Below are 19,175 nucleotides of genomic sequence, written 5' to 3' on the forward strand. Positions count from 1 at the left end.
ACGAGCGTCGCGTCGTCCGGGGCCGGGCGTCGGTCAGTGGCGGACCCAGACCGTCACGTCGGTGGGCACCCGGCCGTCGGCGTCCAGCGGGGCGCTGCCGTGCAGCAGCTCCCCGGCCGGCGGCGGCACCGCGGCGGCGCCGAAGTTGGTCAGCACGGTCAGCCCGCCGTTGCGGAAGACCAGCGTCTCGTCGCCGGAGGAGAGCCATTCCAGGGTGCCCCGCCCCAGGCCGTGCTCGCGGCGCAGCCGCAACGCGGTGCGGTACGTCTCATAGGTCGAGCCGGCCACCCCCTGCTGCCGGTCCAGCGCGTACTCGGCCCACAGGGACGGCTGCGGCAGCCAGCTGGCGTCGGTCGGGCCGAAGCCGTACGACGGGGCGTCGGCCTCCCACGGGATCGGCACCCGGCAGCCGTCCCGGCCGCGCTGGGTGTGGCCGCTGCGTTCCCAGGTCGGGTCCTGCCGGGCCTCGTCGGGCAGCGTGGTGTGCTCGGGGAGCCCCAGCTCCTCGCCCTGGTAGAGGTAGGCCGAGCCGGGCAGGGCCAGCATCAGCAGGGTGGCCGCCCTGGCCCGGCGCAGGCCCAGCGCGGCGTCCGGCTGCGGGTCGCCGATGCCGATGCCGTTGGGTCGGCCGCCCTTGGCCGACAGGCCCATCCGGGAGGCGTGCCGGATGACGTCGTGGTTGGAGAGCACCCAGGTGGTGGGGGCGCCGACGGCGTCGGTGGCCTCCAGCGAGCGGGTGATCACCGCGTACTGGGCGGGGGCCGTCCACGCGGCGAGCAGGTACTCGAAGTTGAACGCCTGGTGCATCTCGTCGGGGCGGACGTAGCGGGCGATCCGCTCGGCCGGCTCCACCCACGCCTCGGCGACCAGGATCCGGTCGCCGTCGTAGGAGTCCAGCACCCGCCGCCAGTCCCGGTAGATCTCGTGCACGCCGTCCTGGTCCCACATGGGCGGGCGGGGCTTGTCCGCCTCGTTGCCGGAGAGGATCTCCTGCGGCTCCTCCCAGTTGGCCAGGTCGGCCTGCTTGATCAGGCCGTGCGCCACGTCCACCCGGAAGCCGTCGACGCCCCGGTCCAGCCAGAACCGGAGCACGTCGAGGAACTCGGCGCGGATCTCCGGGTTGTCCCAGTTGAGGTCCGGCTGGGCGGTGTCGAACAGGTGCAGGTACCACTGGCCGGGCCGGCCGTCGGGCTCGACGAGCCGGGTCCAGGCGGGACCGCCGAAGACGCTCTGCCAGTCGTTCGGCGGTTCCGCGCCGTCCGGGCCGAGGCCGTCGCGGAAGACGTACCGGTCCCGTTCCGGGCTGCCGGGGGCGGCGGCGACGGCGGCCTGGAACCACCGGTGCGCCGACGAGGTGTGGTTGGGCACCAGGTCGACGATGACCTTCAACCCCTTGGCCCGGGCCTCGGCGATCAGCGTGTCGGCGTCCGCCAGGCTCCCGAACAGCGGGTCGACGTCGCGGTAGTCGGCGACGTCGTACCCGGCGTCGGCCTGCGGCGACGGGTAGAACGGCGACAGCCAGACGGCGTCGACGCCCAGCTCGGCCAGGTGGCCCAACCGGGCCGTGATGCCGGGCAGGTCACCGATGCCGTCGCCGTCGGAGTCGGCGAAGGAACGCGGGTAGATCTGGTAGATGACGGCCTCGGTCCACCATCCGGGGGGCACGCCCACGGACTGGTCCTGCTGCCTCGCGTCGGTGTTCAGAGCCTTCTCCCTGTGTCGAGCCGGGTGTCGTGTCGAGCCGGTCGCGTCCTGCCGGACCGTGCGGTCGAATCCGTTCAGTGTGCCCGGGGCGGCGCGGTCGATTCCCGTACCACCAGTCGAGTGGGCAGGATCACCGGCGGGCTCGTCGTGGCGTCGTCGGCGCCGGCTCCGCGGGGGGTGGGCACCCGGCCGGCGTACGGCTCGACGGTGCCGGCGACCAGCGGGTCGAGCAGCAGTCGGGCGGCGAGCCGGCCCTGTTCGGCGGCGGGCTGGGCGATGGTGCTCAACCCGAGTACGCCGGACAGGTCGTGGTCGTCCACGCCGATCACGCTGACGTCCTGCGGAACCCGCAGCCCGGCGTCGCGCAGCGCGGTCAGCGCGCCCATCGCGATCTCGTCGCAGGCCGCGAAGATCGCCGTCGGCGGTTCGCCCCGGGCCAGTAGCTCGGTGGTCGCCTGGTTGCCGCCGGCGATGGTGAACTGCGACTCCATGTCCAGGCTGGGGTCGGGGCGCAGACCGGCGTGGCGCAGCGCCTCCTGGTAGCCCCGACGACGGTCGGTGTGGGTGGTGAACGCCAGTTCGTCGGTCGGATCGCCGGAGATGTGGGCGATCCGCCGGTGGCCGAGGTCGAGCAGGTGCCGGGTGGCCGTCCGGGCCGCCGCCACGTCGTCGATCCGGACGCAGGGCCAGCCGGGCACCGTGCTGCCGGAGCTGATCGTGATGCCGGGCAGGTCCAGCTCGGCCAGGGCGGTCAGGTCGGCCGGTCGCAGCGGGGTGGCGACCAGCATGATCGCGTCGACCCGCTTGTGCAGGTTGGCGGTGCGCAGCACCCGTTGCCGGACCTGCTCGCGCCCGCCGAGGTTGTAGAGCAGCAGGTCGTAGCCGGCCTGGTGGAGGAACTCCTCGACCGCCTCCACGACGGTGCCGAAGAACCAGCGGGTGATCCGGGGCACCACCACGGCGACCGTGCCGGTCCGGCCGCCGGCCAGCCGGGACGCGCTCGGCGAGACCGCGTACTGGAGCTGTTCGGCGGCGGCGAGCACCCGGCGGCGCGTCGCGGCCGACACCGTCGGCAGGCCGCGCAACGCCCGGGAGACGGTGGCGGTGGAGACCCCGGCCAGCCGGGCCACGTCGTCGATCCTCGTCACGCTGTCGTTCCCCCGCTCCGCGCCGACCTCCCGCCGCCACCCGGTGCTGCCGGGCGGCGGCGGGACGGCCGTCAACCCTTGACGCTGCCGGCGAGCAGGCCGCGCACGAAGAAGCGCTGCAACGACAGGAACACGACCAGCGGTACGACGATCGAGACGAACGCGCCGGCCGTGAGCCGCTGCCACTCGTTGCCCCGGGTGCCGGCCATCTCGGCCAGCCGGACGGTGAGCGGGGCGGTCTCGTTGCCGCCCCCGGCGAAGATCAGCGCGACCAACAGGTCGTTCCAGACCCAGAGGAACTGGAAGATGCCGAACGCCGCCAGCGCCGGGGTGATCAGCGGCAGCACGATGGTGCGGAAGATCTTGGGGTGGGTGGCCCCGTCGACCCGGGCCGCCTCCATCAGGTCCCGGGGGAGCTGCGAGACGAAGTTGTGCAGCAGGAACACCGCGAAGGGCAGGGCGAAACAGGTGTGCGCGAACCACACCTGGGCGAACTTCTGCTCGTCGACCAGGTTCCAGGCCGGCATCAGCTGCACGCCGGCCACGGTGACCCCGGTGGAGAAGAACTTCAGCAGCGGCACCAGGGCCATCTGCAACGGCACGATCTGCATCGCGAAGATCGCGATGTAGAGCCAGTCCCGCCCCCGGAAGTTGATCCAGGCCAGCGCGTACGCGGCGAGCGAGGCGAAGGCCAGCGGGAACAGCACCGACGGGATGGTGATGGCCAGCGAGTTGATGAAGTAGCTGGCCAGCTGCCCCGACGAGGAGGAGGACCCGAAGAGCACGTCCTGGTAGTTCTCCAGGGTGAACTCCGGGTTGGTGAAGAACGTCCACCAGCCGGTGGACTTGATGTCGGCCTCGGGGCGGAACGAGGAGACGAACAGGCCGAAGGTCGGGATCGTCCAGAGCAGCGCGATCACGATCGAGACCAGGGTGGCGGTGCGGCTGTTCAGCCGGTTGCGGACCCGGCCGGCCGTGGTGGTGGGCTTCCCGGCGGCCTGGGCGCCGGCTCCGACGGTGGGCGTGGCGGTGGTCATCTCAGCCCTCCCGCTGCTGACGCAGGTTGCGGATCTGGTAGATCACGATCGGGATGACCAGGATGAAGAGGAAGACCGCCAGGGCGGAGCCCTGCCCGTTCTCGCCGTACCGGAAAGCCTGGTTGTACATCTCGTTGGCGATCACGCTGGTGTCGTAGTTGCCGTTGGTGGCGGTCCGGACGATGTCGAAGACCTTGAGGGTGGCGATCGACAGGGTCACCACCACCACGATCAGCGCCGGCCGGATGCTGGGCATGGTGATCTGCCAGAACATCTGCCACGGGGTGACCCCGTCGAGGCGGGCCGCCTCCACGATGTCGCCGGGGATCGCCTTGATCGCGGCGGCGAGCACCACCATGGCGAAACCGGCCTGGATCCAGACCATGATGACGATGAGCAGGAAGGTGTTCAGCGGTGAGTCCAGCAGCCACTGCCTCGGCTCGCCGCCTAGGGTGACCACGATCTGGTTGAGCAGGCCGATCTGGTCCTGGTCCTCGCTGCGGTAGGCGTAGACGAACTTCCAGATGATGCTGGCCCCGACGAACGAGATCGCCATCGGCAGGAAGATCAGTGACTTGGCGACCGACTCGAACCGCGCCTTGTCCACCATGACGGCGTAGAGCAGGCCGAACGTGGTGGCCACCAGCGGCACCAGCAGCACCCAGATCAGGGTGTTGAGCAGGACCCGGACGATCGAGTCCTCGGAGAACATCCAGCTGTAGTTGCGCAGCCCCACCCACTCGGTGCTGCCGGAGTCCATGAACGAGAGCAGGACGGTCCGCAGCGCCGGCACCACCAGGCCGATGGTGAGCAGCAGCAGCGTCGGCAGCAGGAAGAAGAGCGCGAACAGCCCCTCCCGGGGCTTGCGCCGGCGGGGCAGGGGGCCACCGCCGGTCGAGGCGGCGACCAGCTGCGCCTCCCGACGGCGGGCGAACCAGGCCGGCACCACGTCGAGGAGCAGGAGCAGACCGCCCACCACCGCGACGAAAGCGATCAGCCCGTACATCAGCATGAGGAACTTCGGCTGTTCCTCAGCGAAGTCGAACTCCATCGACCCTCCCTCTCAAGGGCTCGGGATCAGACGGTGGCCCGGTCCGTGGGTACGGACCGGGCCACCGTCTCAGCTCACTTCCAGGTGGTCTCGATGCCGTTCAGCACCGTGTTGGTGTCCTTGCCGTTGATCCAGTCGACCATGCCCTTCCAGAAGGTGCCGTTGCCGACGGCGGCCGGCATCAGGTCGGAACCGTCGAAGCGGAACACGGTCTTCGGGTCCTGGAGGATGCCCACGGAGAGCTTGTCCACCGGGTTGGGCACGTTGGCCAGGTCGAGCTTCTTGTTCGCCGACACCCAGTCGCCGATCTTGGCGCGGCTGTTGGCGTACTCGCCGGAGGCGAGGTAGGTCTGCACCGCCTGGACCTCGGGGCGGTCGGTGAAGGCCGCGACGAACTCGCCGCCGCCCAGCACCGGCTTGCCCTTGGCCGCGTCGATGGCCGGGAAGTAGAACGCGAAGACGTCGCCGTCCTCGGCCACCTTGGTGCCCTCGGGCCACTGGTTGGCGTAGAAGGACGCCTGCCGGTGCAGGGCGCACTTGCCGGTGGTGATCGGGACGCCGGCCTCCTGGAAGGAGGTGGTGGCGATGCTCTTCACGCCGCCGAAGCCGCCGTTGACGTACTTGTCGTTCTTGAGGATGGTGCCGGCCCGGTTGAGCGCGTCGACGACCTGCGGGTCGTTGAACGGGATGCCGTGGGTGGTCCACTGGTCGTAGACCTCGGGGCCGGCCGTACGCAGCAGCACGTCCTCGATCCAGTCGGTGGCCGGCCAGCCGGTGGCGTCACCGGACTCGATGCCGGCGCACCACGGCTTGGTGCCGCTGGCCGCGATGGTGTCGGAGAGCTTGATCAGCTCGTCCCAGGTGGTGGGGGTCTGCCAGCCCTTCTCCTTGAAGGTCTTCGGCGAGTACCAGACGAACGACTTGACGTTCGAGCCCAACGGGGCACCGTAGAACTGGCCGTTGATGGTGGTGTACTTCAGCCAGTCGGGGGAGTAGTTCGCCTCGGCCTCGGCCTTGGTGGCGGCGGCGACCGGCTTGAGGTTGTTGCCGTCGACGAAGCGCTTGATCAGGCCCGGCTGCGGGATGAAGGCGATGTCGGGCGCGTTGCCACCCTGCACCCGGACGGGGAGCTGGGCCTCGAACTCGCCGGAGCCCTCGTGGTCGATCTCGACGCCGGTGCAGTCCTCGAACTGCTTCCAGGACTGGGCCAGCCGGTCGGCCTCGATGTCCCGGATCGACGAGTAGGCGGTGACCTTCTTGCCGTCGAGGTCGCCGTACTTCTCATATGCGGCGCACTCGGCCGAGCCCGCGTCGCTGCTCTTCTTGTCATTGCCGGTGCCACAGGCGGTGGCGCCGAGCGCCAGCCCCAGCACGCCGGCGATCGCGAGAGCCTGGCGTGATCTGGCAAACGCCATGCCGTTCTCCTTCCTTGCCGGCGCGCCCACAGGTGGGGGAAACCCGACGCCGGTCCGATGAGTCGTCCCCACATGTAAGCGCTTGCATCCCGATCGGTCCACCCCCTGGCGGACACGGCCCGGTAACAATCACGAAACCCCCTCACCGCTGCTGGGTGCGCTCCCAGTCGCCCGGGTCGGATCGCGGTGGCCAGCGGGTTCGGAAGCTTCCCATCGATGGAGATATCTGCCAAGCTCGGCACAGGTGATCGAAGGATCTCGACATCGGAGGTGTTGGATGCGTCAACGGTGGTGGAGCCTGACGGCGGCAGCCCTGCTGGTCGCCGGGGCGGTGGTCCCGGCGAGCCCGGCGTGGGCCGCCGCGCCCACGTTCAAGGTGCCGTTCCCCTGCAACCAGTCCTGGTCCGGCCAGACCCGCTCGGACCACAGCCCGGCGAACGCGATCGACTTCAACCGCACCGACGATCTCGGTGACCCGGTGGTCGCCAGCGCCCCGGGCACCGTCGACCGGGTGACCGACCTCGGCGGGACGAGCTACGGCAAGTACGTCCGGATCGACCACGGCGGCGGCTACACGACCTACTACGCCCACCTCAACGGCTTCAACGTCTCGGTCGGCCAACAGGTCGGCTACGGCAAGGTGATCGGCTGGGTCGGCTCCACCGGCGGCTCCACCGGCCCGCACCTGCACTACGAGCAGCGCCTCGACGGCGCGGACATCAAGGTCAAGTTCAACGGCACGGTCGCGCTGTACTGGGGCACCAAGACGTACACCAGCGGGAACGGCTGCTCCAGCGGCACCGGGTCGGGCACTGTCGACACCGCCGGCTCCCCGCTGACCGTGCGCTCCGGGCCGGGCACCGGCTACTCGTCGGTCGGCACGGTCGCCGACGGCGCCACGGTCACCATCGGCTGCCAGACCAGCGGCACCACGGTCACCGGCACCTTCGGCACCAGCTCGATCTGGGACCGGATCGGCTCCGGCCGGTTCATCGCCGACGCCTACGTCTACACCGGCCACGACGGGTACATTCCGAACGTGCCCCGCTGCTGAGACGCGACCCGTCGGGCCGGGGGCGGACCCGCCCCCGGCCCGACGACGACCCGGAGCGGCGGGTGGGCGGCGCCGTCAGCGGTTGAGCTGCCAGATCGAGAGGTTCAGCGCGGCGGCGAAGGTGACCCAGGCCCAGTAGGGCAGCAGCAGCGCCGCCGCCGGTCGGGAGACCCGCCGGAAGGCGACCACCGTCGCCGCGATCGCCAGCCACATCAGCACGATCTCGGCGAACGCCAGCCCGTACCGGCCGGCACCGAAGAAGAGCGGGGTCCAGATCGCGTTCAGCACCAGCTGGACCGACCAGGCCCAGAGCGCGGGGCCGAAGCCGACCCGCCGCCAGACCAGCCAGCCGGCGACCGCGATCGTCGCGTAGAGCAGGGTCCAGACCGGGCCGAACAGCCACGAGGGCGGAGCCCAGACCGGTTGCCGCAGGCTGGCGTACTCGTCGCTGGTGCCGGACACTCCCAGCCCGCCGATCGCGGCGGCGACGGCGACCGCCGCGCCGAAGCCGAGCAGCGCCCACCAGGTCCGCGCGGTGCCGGTCCGCCGGCCGCTCCGGGTTGTCTCCATGGTCAAGATATTTCCCGGGTACGCCGCCGCAAAACCGTCATCCGCGCCGGTCGCGGGTCACCGGCGGACCCCGGACGACAGAACGCCGGGACCGTCGGCACCGGAGGCCCCAGTCTGGGAGGACGAGGCTTCCGGGAGCGACGGTCCCGGCGGGTCAGGTGCGGGTACCGGCGTCAATTGAAGATGCTGACACCACCCGGGCCGACCAGAAGGCCTACCACGATGAGGACGATGCCCCACAGAATCTGCCGCCGGAACAGCGCGAGGATGCCGGCGACCACGAGGACGACTGCGAGAATCCAGAGAATCAGCTCCATGGCCGCTGAATACCCGGCCGTCCGATCCTGAAAACCTGCTTCTCAGTCGACCTGATCTCCCAGGTGGAAGACGCTGTACGCCTGCTTGATCACCGGATGGGCGACGTTGCGTACCCGTACCCCGCCGGGGGTGACCCCCCGCTCGGTGCCGGCGTGCGCGTGCCCGTGCAGGGCGAGCGCCGTCGGCGCCGAGTCGATCGCCTGCCCGAGCTGGTACGACCCGAGGAACGGGTAGATCTCCAACGGCTCGCCGGCCAGGGTGTCCGGCACCGGGGCGTAGTGGGTCAGCGCGACCAGCAGGTCGCAGTCCAGCCCGCGCAGCGCCTCGCCCAACGCCGCCGCGCTCTCGTTGCTGGTGCGGACGAAGGACTTCATCTCCGGCTCGCCGAAGTCGCTGGCGCACCGGCCGGCGAACCCGCCACCGAAGCCCTTGACCCCGGCCACGCCGAGCCGGCCGCCGGGGCACTCCAGCACCGTGCCGGTCCCCTCCAGCACCGTGATGCCGGCGTCCTGGAGCACCTTGACCACCTGCGGCACCTGGTCGCACTGGTGGTCGTGGTTGCCCAGCACGGTGATCACCGGCACCCCCAGGCCGCCGAACTCCTGGGCGACGCAGCGGGCCTCGGCCTCGGTGCCGTGCCGGGTCAGGTCGCCGGCGAGCAGCAGCACGTCGGCGCAGTCGGGCAGCTCCTCCAGGGCCGGGCGGAACCGGCCCAGCACGTCGGCGTCCAGGTGCACGTCGCCGACGGCGGCGATCCTGATCATCGGGTCCTCCTCACGGCAGCTCCTCCACCTGGGCCGGCGCCTGGGCGCGGATCACCCCGATGTCGCTGGTGACCGCCTCGTCCGGGAACCGTTCGGCCACCCGCCGCAGGATCTCCGCCCGCCGGTGCGGGCTCTCCACCTCGCCGGTGAGGACCAGGCCCCGCTCCCGGCGGACCACGGTGATCCCCTGCTCGGCGACGTCCGGGTCCTCGGCCAGCAGCCGCTGGATCGCCGCCTCGACGTACTCGTCCGGTGGGCCGGCGCTCTGCTCGGTCACGGGATCTCCTTCCCCTCGGGGATGCGCGCGTACGGCACCGGCGTGCCCCCGTAGGGGACGACGTCGAGCCGGTCCAGCAGCATCAGGAACGCTTCGGCGTACGGCGAGTGCTGGGTCTCCTTGCGGACCCGCTCCCAGTCGATCTGCTCCCGCAACGACCGCGCCAGCGGCAGCCCCCGGGCGAAGTCGCAGTAGTGCTGGGAGAAGCTGAGCAGCTTGTGCACCATCAGCCGGGTCGCCGACAGCACCGGCATCCGGATGGCGTCCACCGGGCGGACCACCGTGTCGGCCAGGGTCTCGTGGGTCACCGGGGTCTCCACCGGCCGGTGGATCAGGTCCACCATCCGCCCGTCGTCGTAGACCTTGACCAGCCAGTCCTCCGGGGGGCGCTCGGCGGTGAAGCCCTCGTCGGTCAGCGCCTGGAGGGCCCGCTCGACGTCCGCCTCCTGGAGCAGGAAGTCCACGTCGTGCTCGCTGGAGTGGCCGCCGTGCGCGTAGACGGCGAAGCTGCCGCCGAGGGCGAAGGGAATCTCGTTCTGCTTGAGCACGGCCGCGACCCGCTTGAGGGTGTGCAGGAGGCTGACGTCCCCGCGCTCGGCCATCTGGTCTCTCCTGTCGTGGATGGTCGGTGGGAAATGACGTTGCGTACCCGGCTGTCCGCCCCTCCACACCTGCGCCCGGCCGACGATCCGGTCACCGGGTGAGGAAAGCGGATCAAACAGACAGCGGGGAGCGCGGGTCGGATAGCCTGTGGAGGGTGGCCAGCACACGGCGCGCGACCGACCGTCCGGCCCGGCTGCGTCGTGTCGCGCTGATCGGCATCGACGGTTCGGGCAAGACCACCCAGGCTCACCGGCTCGCCGTCGCCCTCACCTCGGCCGGGCGGCCGGCCACCTACCACCGCAACGCCGGCGGCCGACGCTGGCTGGGCCGGCTCGCCCAGCGGTTCGGCCGGGCCGACCCGCAACTGCTGCTGGGCCGTAACGGGCTGCTCGCGGCGGAGTCCGTGCTGCGCTGGCTGGCCATCGCCGCCGCGCTGCTGAGTTGCCTGGCGACCGGTCGCACCGCGGTGATGGACCGCTACTCCGCCTGCCAGTACGCCAGTATCCGGGCGCACGGTGGGCAGCGCTGGGAACGGCTGGCCCGGGTCGGCTACCGGGTCTTCCCCGCGCCGCAGGTCACCTTCCTGCTCGCCGTCGACCCGGTCGAGGCCTACCAGCGGATCGAGCGGCGGGGTGAGGACCACGAGACGATGGGCTGGCTGACCGCCGCCGACGCGGCGTACCGGTCGCTGCCCGAGTACCCGGCCTTCGTGGTGATCGACGCCGGTGGCGGGCCGGACGAGGTGTCCCGGCGGATCCGGGCGCACCTGAGCCGGTGGCTGCCGCCGGAGGGGACCGGACCGGTGGTCGGCGGTCCACCGGACGGCGGCGGCGGTTCGTCCGCCGCGGAGCCCGACGACGTGGCCCGGGAGCCGGTCGTGGCCCAGGCCGGACCGTAGACCGGCCGATTCCACCGGACCGGCCGAGGTCGCCCGGGCCGGGGAAGTGGCACTCTGGGCCGGAACATCCCCACGTCAGGGGGATACTTCCGGTCGGATCCGCGTGGTCGTGGTTGACGCTCGCGGCTCATGAAAGTAAGTTTCATCCGTGGCGAATAGTCCGAAGATTTCTGCGAGTCACGAGCCGGGTGGGCTGATCGTCCACATCAGTGGCCTGCTCCCCTCGCTGTCCCCCGCCGAGCAGCGGGTCGCCCGGCTGGTCGTCGCGGACCCGGCCGATGCCGCCCGACGGACCATCACCGACCTCGCCACCGCCGCCGAGACCTCCGAGGCCACCGTCATCCGGTTCTGCCGGTCCGTCGGTATGGACGGCTACCCGCAGCTACGGATCCGCCTCGCGGCCGAGGCGGCCCGCCGGATCGAGCCGCCGGACGCCCGGGTGGTCGGCGGCGACATCCCGCCCGGAGCCGACCTGGCGCAGATCATCGCCACCATCGCCTTCAACGACGCGCGGGCGGTCGAGGAGACCGCCCAGCAGCTCGACCCCGCCGTCTGCGAGCAGGTCGTCGAGGCGATCGTCGGCGCCGGCCGGATCGAGGTCTACGGCGCCGGCGCGAGCGGCTTCGTCGCCTCCGACTTCCAGCAGAAACTGCACCGCATCGGCCGGGTCGCCTTCTCCTTCCCCGACGTGCACAGCGCGCTGACCTCCGCCGCGCTGCTCGGCAAGAGCGACGTGGCGGTCGGCATCTCCCACACCGGCACCACCTCCGACGTGATCGAGGTGCTCGAACAGGCCCGCTCCCGGGGTGCGGTGACCGTCGCGCTGACCAACTTCCCCCGGTCGCCGATCACCGAGGTCGCCGACTTCGTCCTCACCACCGCCGCCCGCGAGACGACGTACCGCGCGGGGGCGATGGCCAGCCGGCTCGCCCAGCTCACCGTGGTCGACTGCCTCTTCGTCGGGGTGGCCGCCCGGAACCGGACCCGGGCCCGCCGGGCGCTGGAGGTCACCGCCGAGGCGGTCCGCACGCACCGGGTGGGCGGCAGCCGGAGGCGGTCGTGACCGGCGGTCCGGCCGGGCCGGACGACGGGGTCGAGCGGCCCGCCGACGACAGCGTCGTTGAGCTGCACCCGGTGGTCCTCGTCGGTGCCCCCACCGAGCGGCGCAACCCGCGCAGCACCGACCTCGACCTGATGTCGACCCGGGACGTGCTCACCGTCATCAACGACGACGACCGGCGGGTGCCGGCGGCGGTGGCCGCCGTGCTGGACGAGATCGCGGTCACCGTCGACCTGGCGGTGACCGCGCTGCGCACCGGGCACCGGGTGCACTACTTCGGTGCGGGCACCTCCGGTCGGCTCGGGGTGATCGACGCCGCCGAACTGGTCCCCACCTTCAACTCCCCGGACGGCTGGTTCTGCGCGCACCTGGCCGGCGGCCCCGGCGCCATGTGGCGGGCCGTCGAGGACGCCGAGGACGACCTGCGCGGCGGCGCGGCCGAGGCCGCCCGCTGCGTGGCCGCCGGTGACCTGGTGGTGGGTCTGGCGGCCAGCGGACGCACACCGTACGTCCTCGGGGCGCTCGGCGCGGCCGGGGAGCGGGGGGCGGCGACGGTGCTGCTCTGCGCCAATCCGGAGGTTCGGCCCACGGTCCGCCTCGACGTGGTCATCGGGGTCGACACCGGCCCGGAGGTGGTGACCGGTTCGACGCGGATGAAGGCGGGCACCGCGCAGAAGCTGGTGCTGAACGCCTTCTCCACGGCCGTGATGGTGCGCCTGGGCCGGGTCTACTCCAACCTGATGATCGACATGATGGCCACCAACGCCAAGCTGCGGGGTCGCATGATCTCCATCCTGATCGAGGCGACCGGGTGTGGCGAGGAGGTCTCCCGGCGGGCCCTGCACGAGGCGGACGGCGACCTGAAGACCGCCCTCGTCTCGCTGCTGTCCGGGGCCGGGACCGACGCGGCCCGGTCGGCGCTGGCCCGCACCGCGCACCAGGTCCGTGGCGCCCTCGCCCTGCTCGCCTCCTGAACCTGTCGCCGGGCGGCCACCGGCCCCGGTGCCCGGCACGCCGCTCCGGCGTCGCCGCGCCTCCGCCGGGCGGAGTGACCGGAAACACCCCCGGCGGGGGACGTCCACCACGCCCCGGATTGTTGTTCGGGGCGTGGGGTAATCCAGGAGAGCCGGATGAACCAACCGGTCCACCGGCCCGTATCTGGCAATGACCAGGATCGCCGCCGGGTGGTGACGCGGGTCGCTGTGTCCCGGGATGTCGCAATGGTGCGGCGCTTCGGAATCGGCCGACGACCCCCGTGCCACCAGCGGTTGTCGCGGGTCGGCAGGGCGTCCCGAGCGGGCGCTGACAGCAAACGTGGACCGGGCTTTCAGCTGGTACTCAGGCATTCGTGACACTTTCGACTCACGACATGGAATCCCCGACCCGTCCCGACTGTTGTGCAGGTGTCAGCACCGGTGGGCAGCGTGGACGTTGCGGGGGAGGGCTGATGGACGTGGGGATGGCAAGGAACCGGGCAACCGGCGCGAGCGAGGGGACCGTGGACACCGTGGACAAGAACATCGGCATGCGAACCGACGAGGTCGCCGAGGAGCGCGACCTGGTCGGCGTCTACCTTCACGAGATCTCCCGGACGCCACTGCTGGACGCCGCCAAGGAGGTCGATCTCTCCAAGGCGATCGAGGCCGGGCTCTACGCCGAGCACCTGCTCGGTGAGGACCGCGTCCCTGCCGGCGTCGACCGGGAGGACCTGGATCGGCTGGTCGCCGAGGGTGAGCGGGCGAAGGATCTCTTCATCCGCGCCAACCTGCGGCTGGTCGTCTCGATCGCCCGCCGCTACGTGCGGTCGGGCATGCCCATGCTGGACCTGATCCAGGAGGGCAACACCGGTCTCGTCCGGGCGGTCGAGAAGTTCGACTACGAGCGCGGTTACAAGTTCTCCACCTACGCCACCTGGTGGATCCGGCAGGCGATCAGCCGGGCGATCGCCCAGCAGGAGCGCACGGTGCGGCTGCCCGTGCACCTGGTCGAGGACGTCAACCGGATGCGCAACGTGGCCCGCCAGCTCACCCGTGAGCTGGGCAGCGACCCGGAGCCGGAGCAGATCGCGGCGGCGCTCGGCGTCACCGTCGAGCGGGTCAACGAGCTGCGCCGCTGGTCCCAGGACACCGTGTCGCTGGACACGCCGGTCGGCGACGACGGCGACACCAACCTCGGTGACCTGGTCGCCGACAGCGACGCCCCGTCACCGGAGGACATCGTCCTCACCGGGCTGGAGCGGCAGCGCATCGAGGGTCTGCTGAACCACCTCGACGACCGCTCCGCCGGCATCATGCGGGCCCGCTACGGCCTGGAGGACGGGCGGGAGCACTCGCTGACCGAGGTCGCGTCGCGCTTCTCGCTCTCCCGGGAGCGGATCCGGCAGCTGGAGATCCAGGCGCTCGGCCGGCTCCGTGAGCTGGCCCGCGCGGAGGGTCTCCAGGCGGCCTGAGCTGGTATCAATGACGGCGAGCGGCCGGCGTCCGATAGGGGGACGCCGGCCGCTCGCCGTCGTGGTGGTGCCGGTCAGCGGACCCGGCCGTAGCCGGCGATGCTCATCATGTTCATCTTCCGCTTGAGCACGTTGCGACCGGCGCTCGGCGCGTCGATCACCTGACCGCCGCCGACGTAGAGCGCGACGTGCCCCAGCCCCGAATAGAACACCAGGTCACCGGGGCGCAACTCGCTACGGCTGACCCGGGAGGTGGCGTTCCACTGCATCGCCGCGTTGTGCGGCAGCCGCTTGCCGGCCGCCCGCCAGGCGGCCAGGGTCAGGCCGGAGCAGTCGTACCCGTTGGGGCCCTCGGCCCCCCAGACGTACGGCTTGCCGATCGCCCCGTACGCGTACCGGACGGCGGCACCGGCGCTGCCGGAGACGGCCGGTGCGTCGGGGGTGTCGGCGGAGCCGGAGCCGGAACTCTTCGGCTTCTTCACCGGGGCCTCGGTGGCCCGCCCGTACGCCGCCCGGCGCATCTCGTAGAGCTTCGCCAGGTCCTGTTCGATCCGCTTCTTGGTCTTGACCACCGCCCGGGACTGGGCGGCCTGCTTGGCCAGCGTGGCGTCGAGCCGGGCCTTCTGGTCCAGCAGCGCCCGCTGGTCGGCGGTGTACCCGTCGATCTGCTGCTGGCGGTGCCGGGTGAGCTGGTCGAGGGTGCCGAGCCGGTCGACCAGTGAGCCACCGGCCGGGTCGAGGATCGCCTCGGCGGTACGCAGCCCGCCGGTCTTGTAGGCGGTGGCGGCGATCTGGCCCACCGCGGCCCGGCTCTGGGCGGCCTGGGCCTCCAGCGGACCGATCCGCGCGTGCAGGCCGGCCGCGGCGGTCTGGTTCGTCTTGATCTCCTCGGTGAGCTTGTTGTAGGACTCGACGATCCGTTCCAGCTCCGCCGAGGAACTCTCGATCCGGGCGGTGAGGTCGGCGACCGAGGGCTCGGCCCGGACCGGCGCCGACGGGGCGACCAGGGCGGCCGACAGACCGACGACCGCCAGGGTGCGCAGCAGCATCCGTAAGGACGACAAGAGCGGAAGACTCCTCTCCCACCGGTCACCGGAGGATGCTGACGCCTCCGGTGACACCGGCCGGGCCCGTCCGGATGGACGGCCGTTTACCGTGCCGGCCCGCTCAACCTAACCCGTGACGGGAGTGACGCGCAGACAAAGCAGCGGCGAATGTTGCCGGAGCGGTCCGGCGTGTCGTTGTGGCAGGTGGCAACCGGCGCGGCGGGGGAGTGGTCGACGGGTCACTCCTGGGCGTTTGACGAGGAAGGTGGTTTTCGTCGTTCCAGGCGGATACCGATATGGATCGCGGTGGAAAAAAGTGATAAAACCGAAATGGTGGCCAGATGTCGGCGGCGTCGGTAGGCCGCCTCGCCGGAAGTGTCGGAAATCGGGGAGCGACCCGGGCGGTCCGGCAACAGAATGAAGCCTCGGCCGGGAATCCCGTCGCACGCGGGTGGCGTCGCGTGCGGGTCCACCCGGTTCCGTCGGCCCCTCGGAGGACGCCGTGCAGGCAGACCGCGCGAGCACCCGACCACCACGCTGGTCCCGACCCACCACGTTGCTGTACGCCCGGCCCGGGATCGTGGTGACCACCGAACGGTTCACCGCCGGCCGGAGCAGTTACGCCGTGGCCGACCTCACCCACCTGCGCACCGGACGCGGACCGCACGACCGGCTCGCCGCCCGGATCGTCACCCTGGCCGCCCTCGGTGCCGGCGCGACCGGCGTGCTGCTCGGCTTCACCGGCGGGCTGGAACGGCTCACCGCCGGGGCGTACCTGGGGCTGGGCGCGGTGTGCCTGCTGCCCGTGCTGCTGGTGCTGGCCGGGGACCGCTGGCGGCCCCCGCCCCACGAACTGCACGGCCACTGCCACGGCACCGAGCTGCTGCTGTTCAGCAGCGACGACCGGGAGCAGTTCGACCAGGTGGTCGACGCCCTGCGCCAGGCCCGCGAGCAGCACCGCTACGCCGACGCCGACGACCCGTCACCGACCGCCACCTACTGGCGGCCGACCCGCCGGTAGGCGTCGCTCAGCGGACGGCCGGCTCCGGGACGCGGGGACGCGCGCCGGTCGCCAGCTCCCGGGTCACCTTGCGCTCCGCCACGAACGACACGAACGGCACCGTGCCGGCGAGCATCACCAGCAGCATCCGCTTCAGCGGCCAGTCCACCCGCCGGCCCAGGTCGAAGGTGGCGGCCAGGTAGAGCAGGTAGAGCCACCCGTGCGCGGTGCCGACGACCGCCACCACGAGCGGCTCGTCGAACGCGTACTTCAGTGGCATGCCGATCAGCACCAGCACGGCCAGCGCCACGCCCACGATCCAGGCGATCACGCGGTACCGGGTAAGGGCTCCGCCCACCGTCGTCCGTCCTTCCGACCGGCCTCAGCCGGGATAGTCGCCGGGCCTCGCGCCCGGATTGGCGTTCAACCAGGTCAGATAGCGGTTGTACGCGGCCAGGTCGGCGTCGTCCGCGCCGTCGACCGGTGCCGCCGGAACCCGGGCGACCCGCACCGGGCGCCGTACCGCCGGGGTGGTCGGACCGGCGGTCGTGCCGGCCGGTGCCGGCCCGCCCGGCGCGACGGCCGGCGGGGGGACCGCGCGCGTGCCGCGCAGCGCGTGCCGGACCTCCCGCCACCAGACGAAGACCACGAAGCCGGCGAAGATCGGCCACTCCACCGCGTACGCCCAGCTCAGCGTGTTGCCGGAAGCGGCCCGGCTGATCTGCCACCAGCCCAGCGCCAAAAAGCCCGTCACCAGGACGACCAGGGCCACGTGGCGGAGGATCCACGCCGGTGTCCAGAGCCGCTTCATGCCGTCGAGGGTACCGGGACGGGCCGGCGTCTCCGACGCGACGTCGTAGTCACCGCGCCGGAGGGTTTGGTGCCACTCCGGCTGGGCATCCGTCTAGACAGCCAGCGCAGTCGAACCCGAGGGGGCGACATGACCGAATCACTACACCGCTCCGGCGAGGCCAGTCCCGAACAGCTGATGCCCGAGTGGGACGGCGACCACGTCCACCGCACCGACCCCGCGGTCCCCGGAGCCGACGGTGAGCTGATCGGGGTGGACCCGGCCGAACTCGACGAGGCCGACCTGATCCGCGAGCTGCGGAGCCTGCACCGCACCCGGCTGGACACCCTCCGGCACGCCGCCGACGCGGCGCTCGCCAACCACCTGCGCCGCACCGCGGAGCTGGAGACCGAGTACCTGGCCCGGCACCCCGGCCGCGAGGTCGATCCGCACCGGCTGCGGGACGCCTGATGGCTGTGCTCGCCGAGCGCGGCATGTCGGCGCCGCCCGAGGTGGTGTTCAGCACCGCCACCGACCCCGACCGGATCGACGCCTGGTTGCCCGCGCCGTTGCGGGTCGACGGCGCGGCCCCCGCCAGCCGCTCCGACGACGAGCTGAAGGCCCGCTGGGACGGCCCGGACGGCGCGGCCGAACTGCGGGTCGTGGCGGGCGACGCCGGGGGCGCCCGGGTCCGGCTGGAGCTGCCCGCCGGATCGGCCGCCGGACTGGCCGACGAGTCACTGGCCAACCTCGAACGCGAGGTCGCCGAGAACCTGACCGCCGGCTGACCCGCCCCGAGCGGGGCGACGGACATCCCACCGATGCGAACGACTGACCGAGGAGACCCGGTGACGGAGAGCGGCCTGAAGCAGAAGGTGACCCGGTTGCGCCAGGCGTACGCCCCGCACGAGCACCGGCCGCTGGGCGGCTACCTGGCCGCGATGGGCACCTACGCCGGGGTGACCGCGTCGATCGCGGCACTGGTCAGGGCGACCGGCCGACCGGTGCCCGAGCGGCCCGCCCCGGGCGACGTGGTGCTGCTCGCCGTGGCCACCCACAAGCTGAGCCGGCTGCTGTCCAAGGACGCGGTGACCAGCCCGCTGCGCGCCCCGTTCACCCGCTACGACCGCCCCAGCGGCAGCGGTGAGGTGATGGAGCAGGTGCGTGACCAGGGCAGCGCCACCCGGCACGCGATCGGCGAGCTGCTGAGCTGCCCGTTCTGCCTGGCCGTCTGGGTGGCCACCGGGCTCACCGGCGGCCTGGTGCTGGCCCCCCGGCTGACCCGGCTGGTGGCGACCGCGCTGACCGCCGTCGCGGCGTCCGACTTCCTCCAGATGGGCTACGCGATGGCCCAGCAGGCCGCCGAGGGCGGACGGCACGCCGAGGCGTGACCCGGGTACCGGAAGGGGCCGGCGGATCGTGTCCGCCGGCCCCTTTCCGTGTTCCGTCGCCGCTCAGGTGGGGGTGGTGCCGTGGTCCTCCCCGGCCCAACCGCGGGACGTCTCCGGTTCCCGCTCGTCGGCGTCCGCTCCGGTGATCACCTCGCGGTCGACGGCGGTCTGCTCGTGCTCGTTGGCGAAGTCCGGCTCGGGCAGGGTGTCCTGCCCCTCGGGGGGTTGGCCGAGCGCCGGCACCCGCTCGTGGTGCTCCTGCTGGTCGGACATCTCGATCTCCTCTCGCCGGCCGGGGCCGGTCAGCCCGCCGACCCGCCCAGCAGGTCGGCCACCTCGTCGACCGCGTACTCCCCCTCGGGGAGCGCGGCGACCCGGGTGAGCAGCTCCGCAGGCAGGTCCGCGCTGACCGCCGAGCGGTAGATGTCGGCCTGGCTGAGCCGTTCCTGGCCGTGGTAGATCTCGTCCAGCAACTCGTCGAGCTGCCGGAGGTCCGGCTGGTCGGCGCCGGGCAGGTCGCCGGCACCGGGCGCGGCCTGGGTCACGGGTGCGTCGTCGGTCACCCCGCCCTGCTACCCGGGGCCGAAACGGTCAAACCCG

Annotated in this window: 24 protein-coding genes; 9 read left to right on the forward strand and 15 right to left on the reverse strand. The window is 71.9% G+C overall.

The genetic code is table 11. From position 1 onward, the window contains the following. Positions 1 to 33 precede the first annotated feature (33 nt). The 5 genes from GA0070623_RS24225 to GA0070623_RS24245 all read right to left on the reverse strand — a co-directional run bounded on the left by GA0070623_RS24225 (position 34) and on the right by GA0070623_RS24245 (position 6,355). The gene (locus tag GA0070623_RS24225) at positions 34 to 1,704 is read right to left on the reverse strand and encodes a glycoside hydrolase family 13 protein (protein ID WP_067303116.1); all 1,671 of its coding nucleotides are present in this window, start codon (positions 1,702 to 1,704) and stop codon (positions 34 to 36) included. 74 nt (positions 1,705 to 1,778) lie between these two features. Then, positions 1,779 to 2,852, reverse strand: a complete 1,074-nt coding sequence (locus tag GA0070623_RS24230; protein ID WP_067303119.1) for a LacI family DNA-binding transcriptional regulator — start codon at positions 2,850 to 2,852, stop codon at positions 1,779 to 1,781. Positions 2,853 to 2,923: 71 nt separating this feature from the next. After that, complete coding sequence (locus GA0070623_RS24235) at positions 2,924 to 3,889, reverse strand: carbohydrate ABC transporter permease (RefSeq protein ID WP_067302997.1); 966 nt, start codon at positions 3,887 to 3,889, stop codon at positions 2,924 to 2,926. Position 3,890: 1 nt separating this feature from the next. After that, positions 3,891 to 4,940 (reverse strand): carbohydrate ABC transporter permease, encoded by a 1,050-nt coding sequence (locus GA0070623_RS24240; RefSeq protein ID WP_067303000.1) that lies wholly within the window; start codon positions 4,938 to 4,940, stop codon positions 3,891 to 3,893. A 74-nt stretch (positions 4,941 to 5,014) separates the two neighbouring features. Next, complete coding sequence (locus GA0070623_RS24245; protein WP_067303003.1) at positions 5,015 to 6,355, reverse strand: ABC transporter substrate-binding protein; 1,341 nt, start codon at positions 6,353 to 6,355, stop codon at positions 5,015 to 5,017. Positions 6,356 to 6,632: 277 nt separating this feature from the next. Between GA0070623_RS24245 and GA0070623_RS24250 the strand changes: the two genes are divergently transcribed. Continuing rightward, positions 6,633 to 7,409: a M23 family metallopeptidase gene (locus GA0070623_RS24250; protein ID WP_067303006.1), complete on the forward strand. Its 777-nt coding sequence runs from the start codon at positions 6,633 to 6,635 to the stop codon at positions 7,407 to 7,409. 75 nt (positions 7,410 to 7,484) lie between these two features. Here the strand turns inward: GA0070623_RS24250 and GA0070623_RS24255 are convergent, their stop codons facing one another. From GA0070623_RS24255 to GA0070623_RS24270, 5 genes are all read right to left on the reverse strand, one after another. Then, on the reverse strand, positions 7,485 to 7,979 hold the full coding sequence (locus GA0070623_RS24255) for a TspO/MBR family protein (protein WP_067303010.1): 495 nt from the start codon (positions 7,977 to 7,979) through the stop codon (positions 7,485 to 7,487). A gap of 173 nt (positions 7,980 to 8,152) precedes the next feature. Then, positions 8,153 to 8,296, reverse strand: a complete 144-nt coding sequence (locus GA0070623_RS30460; RefSeq protein WP_007464364.1) for a GPGG-motif small membrane protein — start codon at positions 8,294 to 8,296, stop codon at positions 8,153 to 8,155. A gap of 42 nt (positions 8,297 to 8,338) precedes the next feature. Then, the gene (locus tag GA0070623_RS24260) at positions 8,339 to 9,061 is read right to left on the reverse strand and encodes a metallophosphoesterase family protein (protein ID WP_067303013.1); all 723 of its coding nucleotides are present in this window, start codon (positions 9,059 to 9,061) and stop codon (positions 8,339 to 8,341) included. Between the two features lie 10 nt (positions 9,062 to 9,071). Further along, positions 9,072 to 9,338: a hypothetical protein gene (locus GA0070623_RS24265; RefSeq protein WP_067303016.1), complete on the reverse strand. Its 267-nt coding sequence runs from the start codon at positions 9,336 to 9,338 to the stop codon at positions 9,072 to 9,074. Continuing rightward, on the reverse strand, positions 9,335 to 9,940 hold the full coding sequence (locus tag GA0070623_RS24270; RefSeq protein WP_067303019.1) for a nucleotidyltransferase: 606 nt from the start codon (positions 9,938 to 9,940) through the stop codon (positions 9,335 to 9,337). The genes GA0070623_RS24265 and GA0070623_RS24270 overlap by 4 nt, the downstream gene beginning before the upstream one ends. 155 nt (positions 9,941 to 10,095) lie before the next feature. On the opposite strand from GA0070623_RS24270, the gene GA0070623_RS24275 reads away from it, so the two are divergent. The 4 genes from GA0070623_RS24275 (at position 10,096) to GA0070623_RS24290 (ending at position 14,348) form a co-directional block, all read left to right on the forward strand. Next, positions 10,096 to 10,839 carry a dTMP kinase gene (locus tag GA0070623_RS24275; protein WP_067303022.1) on the forward strand — a complete coding sequence of 248 codons (744 nt, stop codon included), beginning with the start codon at positions 10,096 to 10,098 and terminating at the stop codon, positions 10,837 to 10,839. A gap of 148 nt (positions 10,840 to 10,987) precedes the next feature. Further along, a complete protein-coding gene (locus GA0070623_RS24280) occupies positions 10,988 to 11,902 on the forward strand; it encodes a MurR/RpiR family transcriptional regulator (protein ID WP_067303025.1) in 915 nt (304 codons plus the stop codon). Continuing rightward, a complete protein-coding gene (locus GA0070623_RS24285; RefSeq protein WP_067303028.1) occupies positions 11,899 to 12,873 on the forward strand; it encodes an N-acetylmuramic acid 6-phosphate etherase in 975 nt (324 codons plus the stop codon). The genes GA0070623_RS24280 and GA0070623_RS24285 overlap by 4 nt, the downstream gene beginning before the upstream one ends. Positions 12,874 to 13,358: 485 nt before the next feature. Continuing rightward, positions 13,359 to 14,348: a sigma-70 family RNA polymerase sigma factor gene (locus tag GA0070623_RS24290; RefSeq protein ID WP_067303122.1), complete on the forward strand. Its 990-nt coding sequence runs from the start codon at positions 13,359 to 13,361 to the stop codon at positions 14,346 to 14,348. Positions 14,349 to 14,422: 74 nt separating this feature from the next. Here GA0070623_RS24290 and GA0070623_RS24295 read toward each other — a convergent pair whose 3' ends face one another. Then, positions 14,423 to 15,412, reverse strand: a complete 990-nt coding sequence (locus GA0070623_RS24295; protein WP_067303030.1) for a C40 family peptidase — start codon at positions 15,410 to 15,412, stop codon at positions 14,423 to 14,425. A 484-nt stretch (positions 15,413 to 15,896) separates the two neighbouring features. Here GA0070623_RS24295 and GA0070623_RS24300 point away from each other — a divergent pair, with 484 nt between their 5' ends. Continuing rightward, a complete protein-coding gene (locus GA0070623_RS24300; protein WP_067303033.1) occupies positions 15,897 to 16,415 on the forward strand; it encodes a DUF6232 family protein in 519 nt (172 codons plus the stop codon). Between the two features lie 7 nt (positions 16,416 to 16,422). Here the strand turns inward: GA0070623_RS24300 and GA0070623_RS24305 are convergent, their stop codons facing one another. Then, the gene (locus GA0070623_RS24305; RefSeq protein ID WP_067303036.1) at positions 16,423 to 16,752 is read right to left on the reverse strand and encodes a DUF3817 domain-containing protein; all 330 of its coding nucleotides are present in this window, start codon (positions 16,750 to 16,752) and stop codon (positions 16,423 to 16,425) included. 24 nt (positions 16,753 to 16,776) lie between these two features. Beyond that, positions 16,777 to 17,205, reverse strand: a complete 429-nt coding sequence (locus GA0070623_RS24310; protein ID WP_067303038.1) for a hypothetical protein — start codon at positions 17,203 to 17,205, stop codon at positions 16,777 to 16,779. 129 nt (positions 17,206 to 17,334) lie between these two features. On the opposite strand from GA0070623_RS24310, the gene GA0070623_RS24315 reads away from it, so the two are divergent. Genes GA0070623_RS24315 through GA0070623_RS24325 form a run of 3 tightly spaced genes read left to right on the forward strand, consistent with a single transcriptional unit; the run spans position 17,335 to position 18,575 of the window. Beyond that, positions 17,335 to 17,655, forward strand: a complete 321-nt coding sequence (locus GA0070623_RS24315; RefSeq protein ID WP_067303041.1) for a DUF6158 family protein — start codon at positions 17,335 to 17,337, stop codon at positions 17,653 to 17,655. Next, positions 17,655 to 17,972 carry a hypothetical protein gene (locus GA0070623_RS24320; protein ID WP_067303044.1) on the forward strand — a complete coding sequence of 106 codons (318 nt, stop codon included), beginning with the start codon at positions 17,655 to 17,657 and terminating at the stop codon, positions 17,970 to 17,972. Before GA0070623_RS24315 ends, GA0070623_RS24320 begins: the two co-directional genes overlap by 1 nt. 60 nt (positions 17,973 to 18,032) lie before the next feature. Then, positions 18,033 to 18,575 carry a DUF1360 domain-containing protein gene (locus tag GA0070623_RS24325; protein WP_067303047.1) on the forward strand — a complete coding sequence of 181 codons (543 nt, stop codon included), beginning with the start codon at positions 18,033 to 18,035 and terminating at the stop codon, positions 18,573 to 18,575. Positions 18,576 to 18,638: 63 nt separating this feature from the next. Here the strand turns inward: GA0070623_RS24325 and GA0070623_RS24330 are convergent, their stop codons facing one another. Both GA0070623_RS24330 and GA0070623_RS24335 read right to left on the reverse strand, forming a co-directional pair. Beyond that, entirely contained in the window at positions 18,639 to 18,848 is a 210-nt protein-coding gene (locus GA0070623_RS24330) for a hypothetical protein (protein WP_067303050.1), read from the reverse strand. A 29-nt stretch (positions 18,849 to 18,877) separates the two neighbouring features. After that, a complete protein-coding gene (locus GA0070623_RS24335) occupies positions 18,878 to 19,138 on the reverse strand; it encodes a hypothetical protein (RefSeq protein ID WP_067303053.1) in 261 nt (86 codons plus the stop codon). Positions 19,139 to 19,175 lie beyond the last annotated feature (37 nt).

The sequence above is a fragment of the Micromonospora rifamycinica genome (assembly GCF_900090265.1).
Taxonomy (GTDB): Bacteria; Actinomycetota; Actinomycetes; order Mycobacteriales; family Micromonosporaceae; genus Micromonospora; species Micromonospora rifamycinica.

What these genes read in the sequence shown, in the direction of transcription:
- GA0070623_RS24270 (WP_067303019.1), bottom strand. Translation starts at nt 9,940, where the DNA reads ATGGCCGAGCGCGGGGACGTCAGCCTCCTGCACACCCTCAAGCGGGTC.
- GA0070623_RS24320 (WP_067303044.1), top strand. Translation starts at nt 17,655, where the DNA reads ATGGCTGTGCTCGCCGAGCGCGGCATGTCGGCGCCGCCCGAGGTGGTG.
- GA0070623_RS24255 (WP_067303010.1), bottom strand. Translation starts at nt 7,979, where the DNA reads ATGGAGACAACCCGGAGCGGCCGGCGGACCGGCACCGCGCGGACCTGG.
- GA0070623_RS24235 (WP_067302997.1), bottom strand. Translation starts at nt 3,889, where the DNA reads ATGACCACCGCCACGCCCACCGTCGGAGCCGGCGCCCAGGCCGCCGGG.
- GA0070623_RS30460 (WP_007464364.1), bottom strand. Translation starts at nt 8,296, where the DNA reads ATGGAGCTGATTCTCTGGATTCTCGCAGTCGTCCTCGTGGTCGCCGGC.
- GA0070623_RS24315 (WP_067303041.1), top strand. Translation starts at nt 17,335, where the DNA reads ATGACCGAATCACTACACCGCTCCGGCGAGGCCAGTCCCGAACAGCTG.
- GA0070623_RS24260 (WP_067303013.1), bottom strand. Translation starts at nt 9,061, where the DNA reads ATGATCAGGATCGCCGCCGTCGGCGACGTGCACCTGGACGCCGACGTG.
- GA0070623_RS24250 (WP_067303006.1), top strand. Translation starts at nt 6,633, where the DNA reads ATGCGTCAACGGTGGTGGAGCCTGACGGCGGCAGCCCTGCTGGTCGCC.
- GA0070623_RS24290 (WP_067303122.1), top strand. Translation starts at nt 13,359, where the DNA reads ATGGCAAGGAACCGGGCAACCGGCGCGAGCGAGGGGACCGTGGACACC.
- GA0070623_RS24310 (WP_067303038.1), bottom strand. Translation starts at nt 17,205, where the DNA reads ATGAAGCGGCTCTGGACACCGGCGTGGATCCTCCGCCACGTGGCCCTG.
- GA0070623_RS24240 (WP_067303000.1), bottom strand. Translation starts at nt 4,940, where the DNA reads ATGGAGTTCGACTTCGCTGAGGAACAGCCGAAGTTCCTCATGCTGATG.
- GA0070623_RS24330 (WP_067303050.1), bottom strand. Translation starts at nt 18,848, where the DNA reads ATGTCCGACCAGCAGGAGCACCACGAGCGGGTGCCGGCGCTCGGCCAA.
- GA0070623_RS24245 (WP_067303003.1), bottom strand. Translation starts at nt 6,355, where the DNA reads ATGGCGTTTGCCAGATCACGCCAGGCTCTCGCGATCGCCGGCGTGCTG.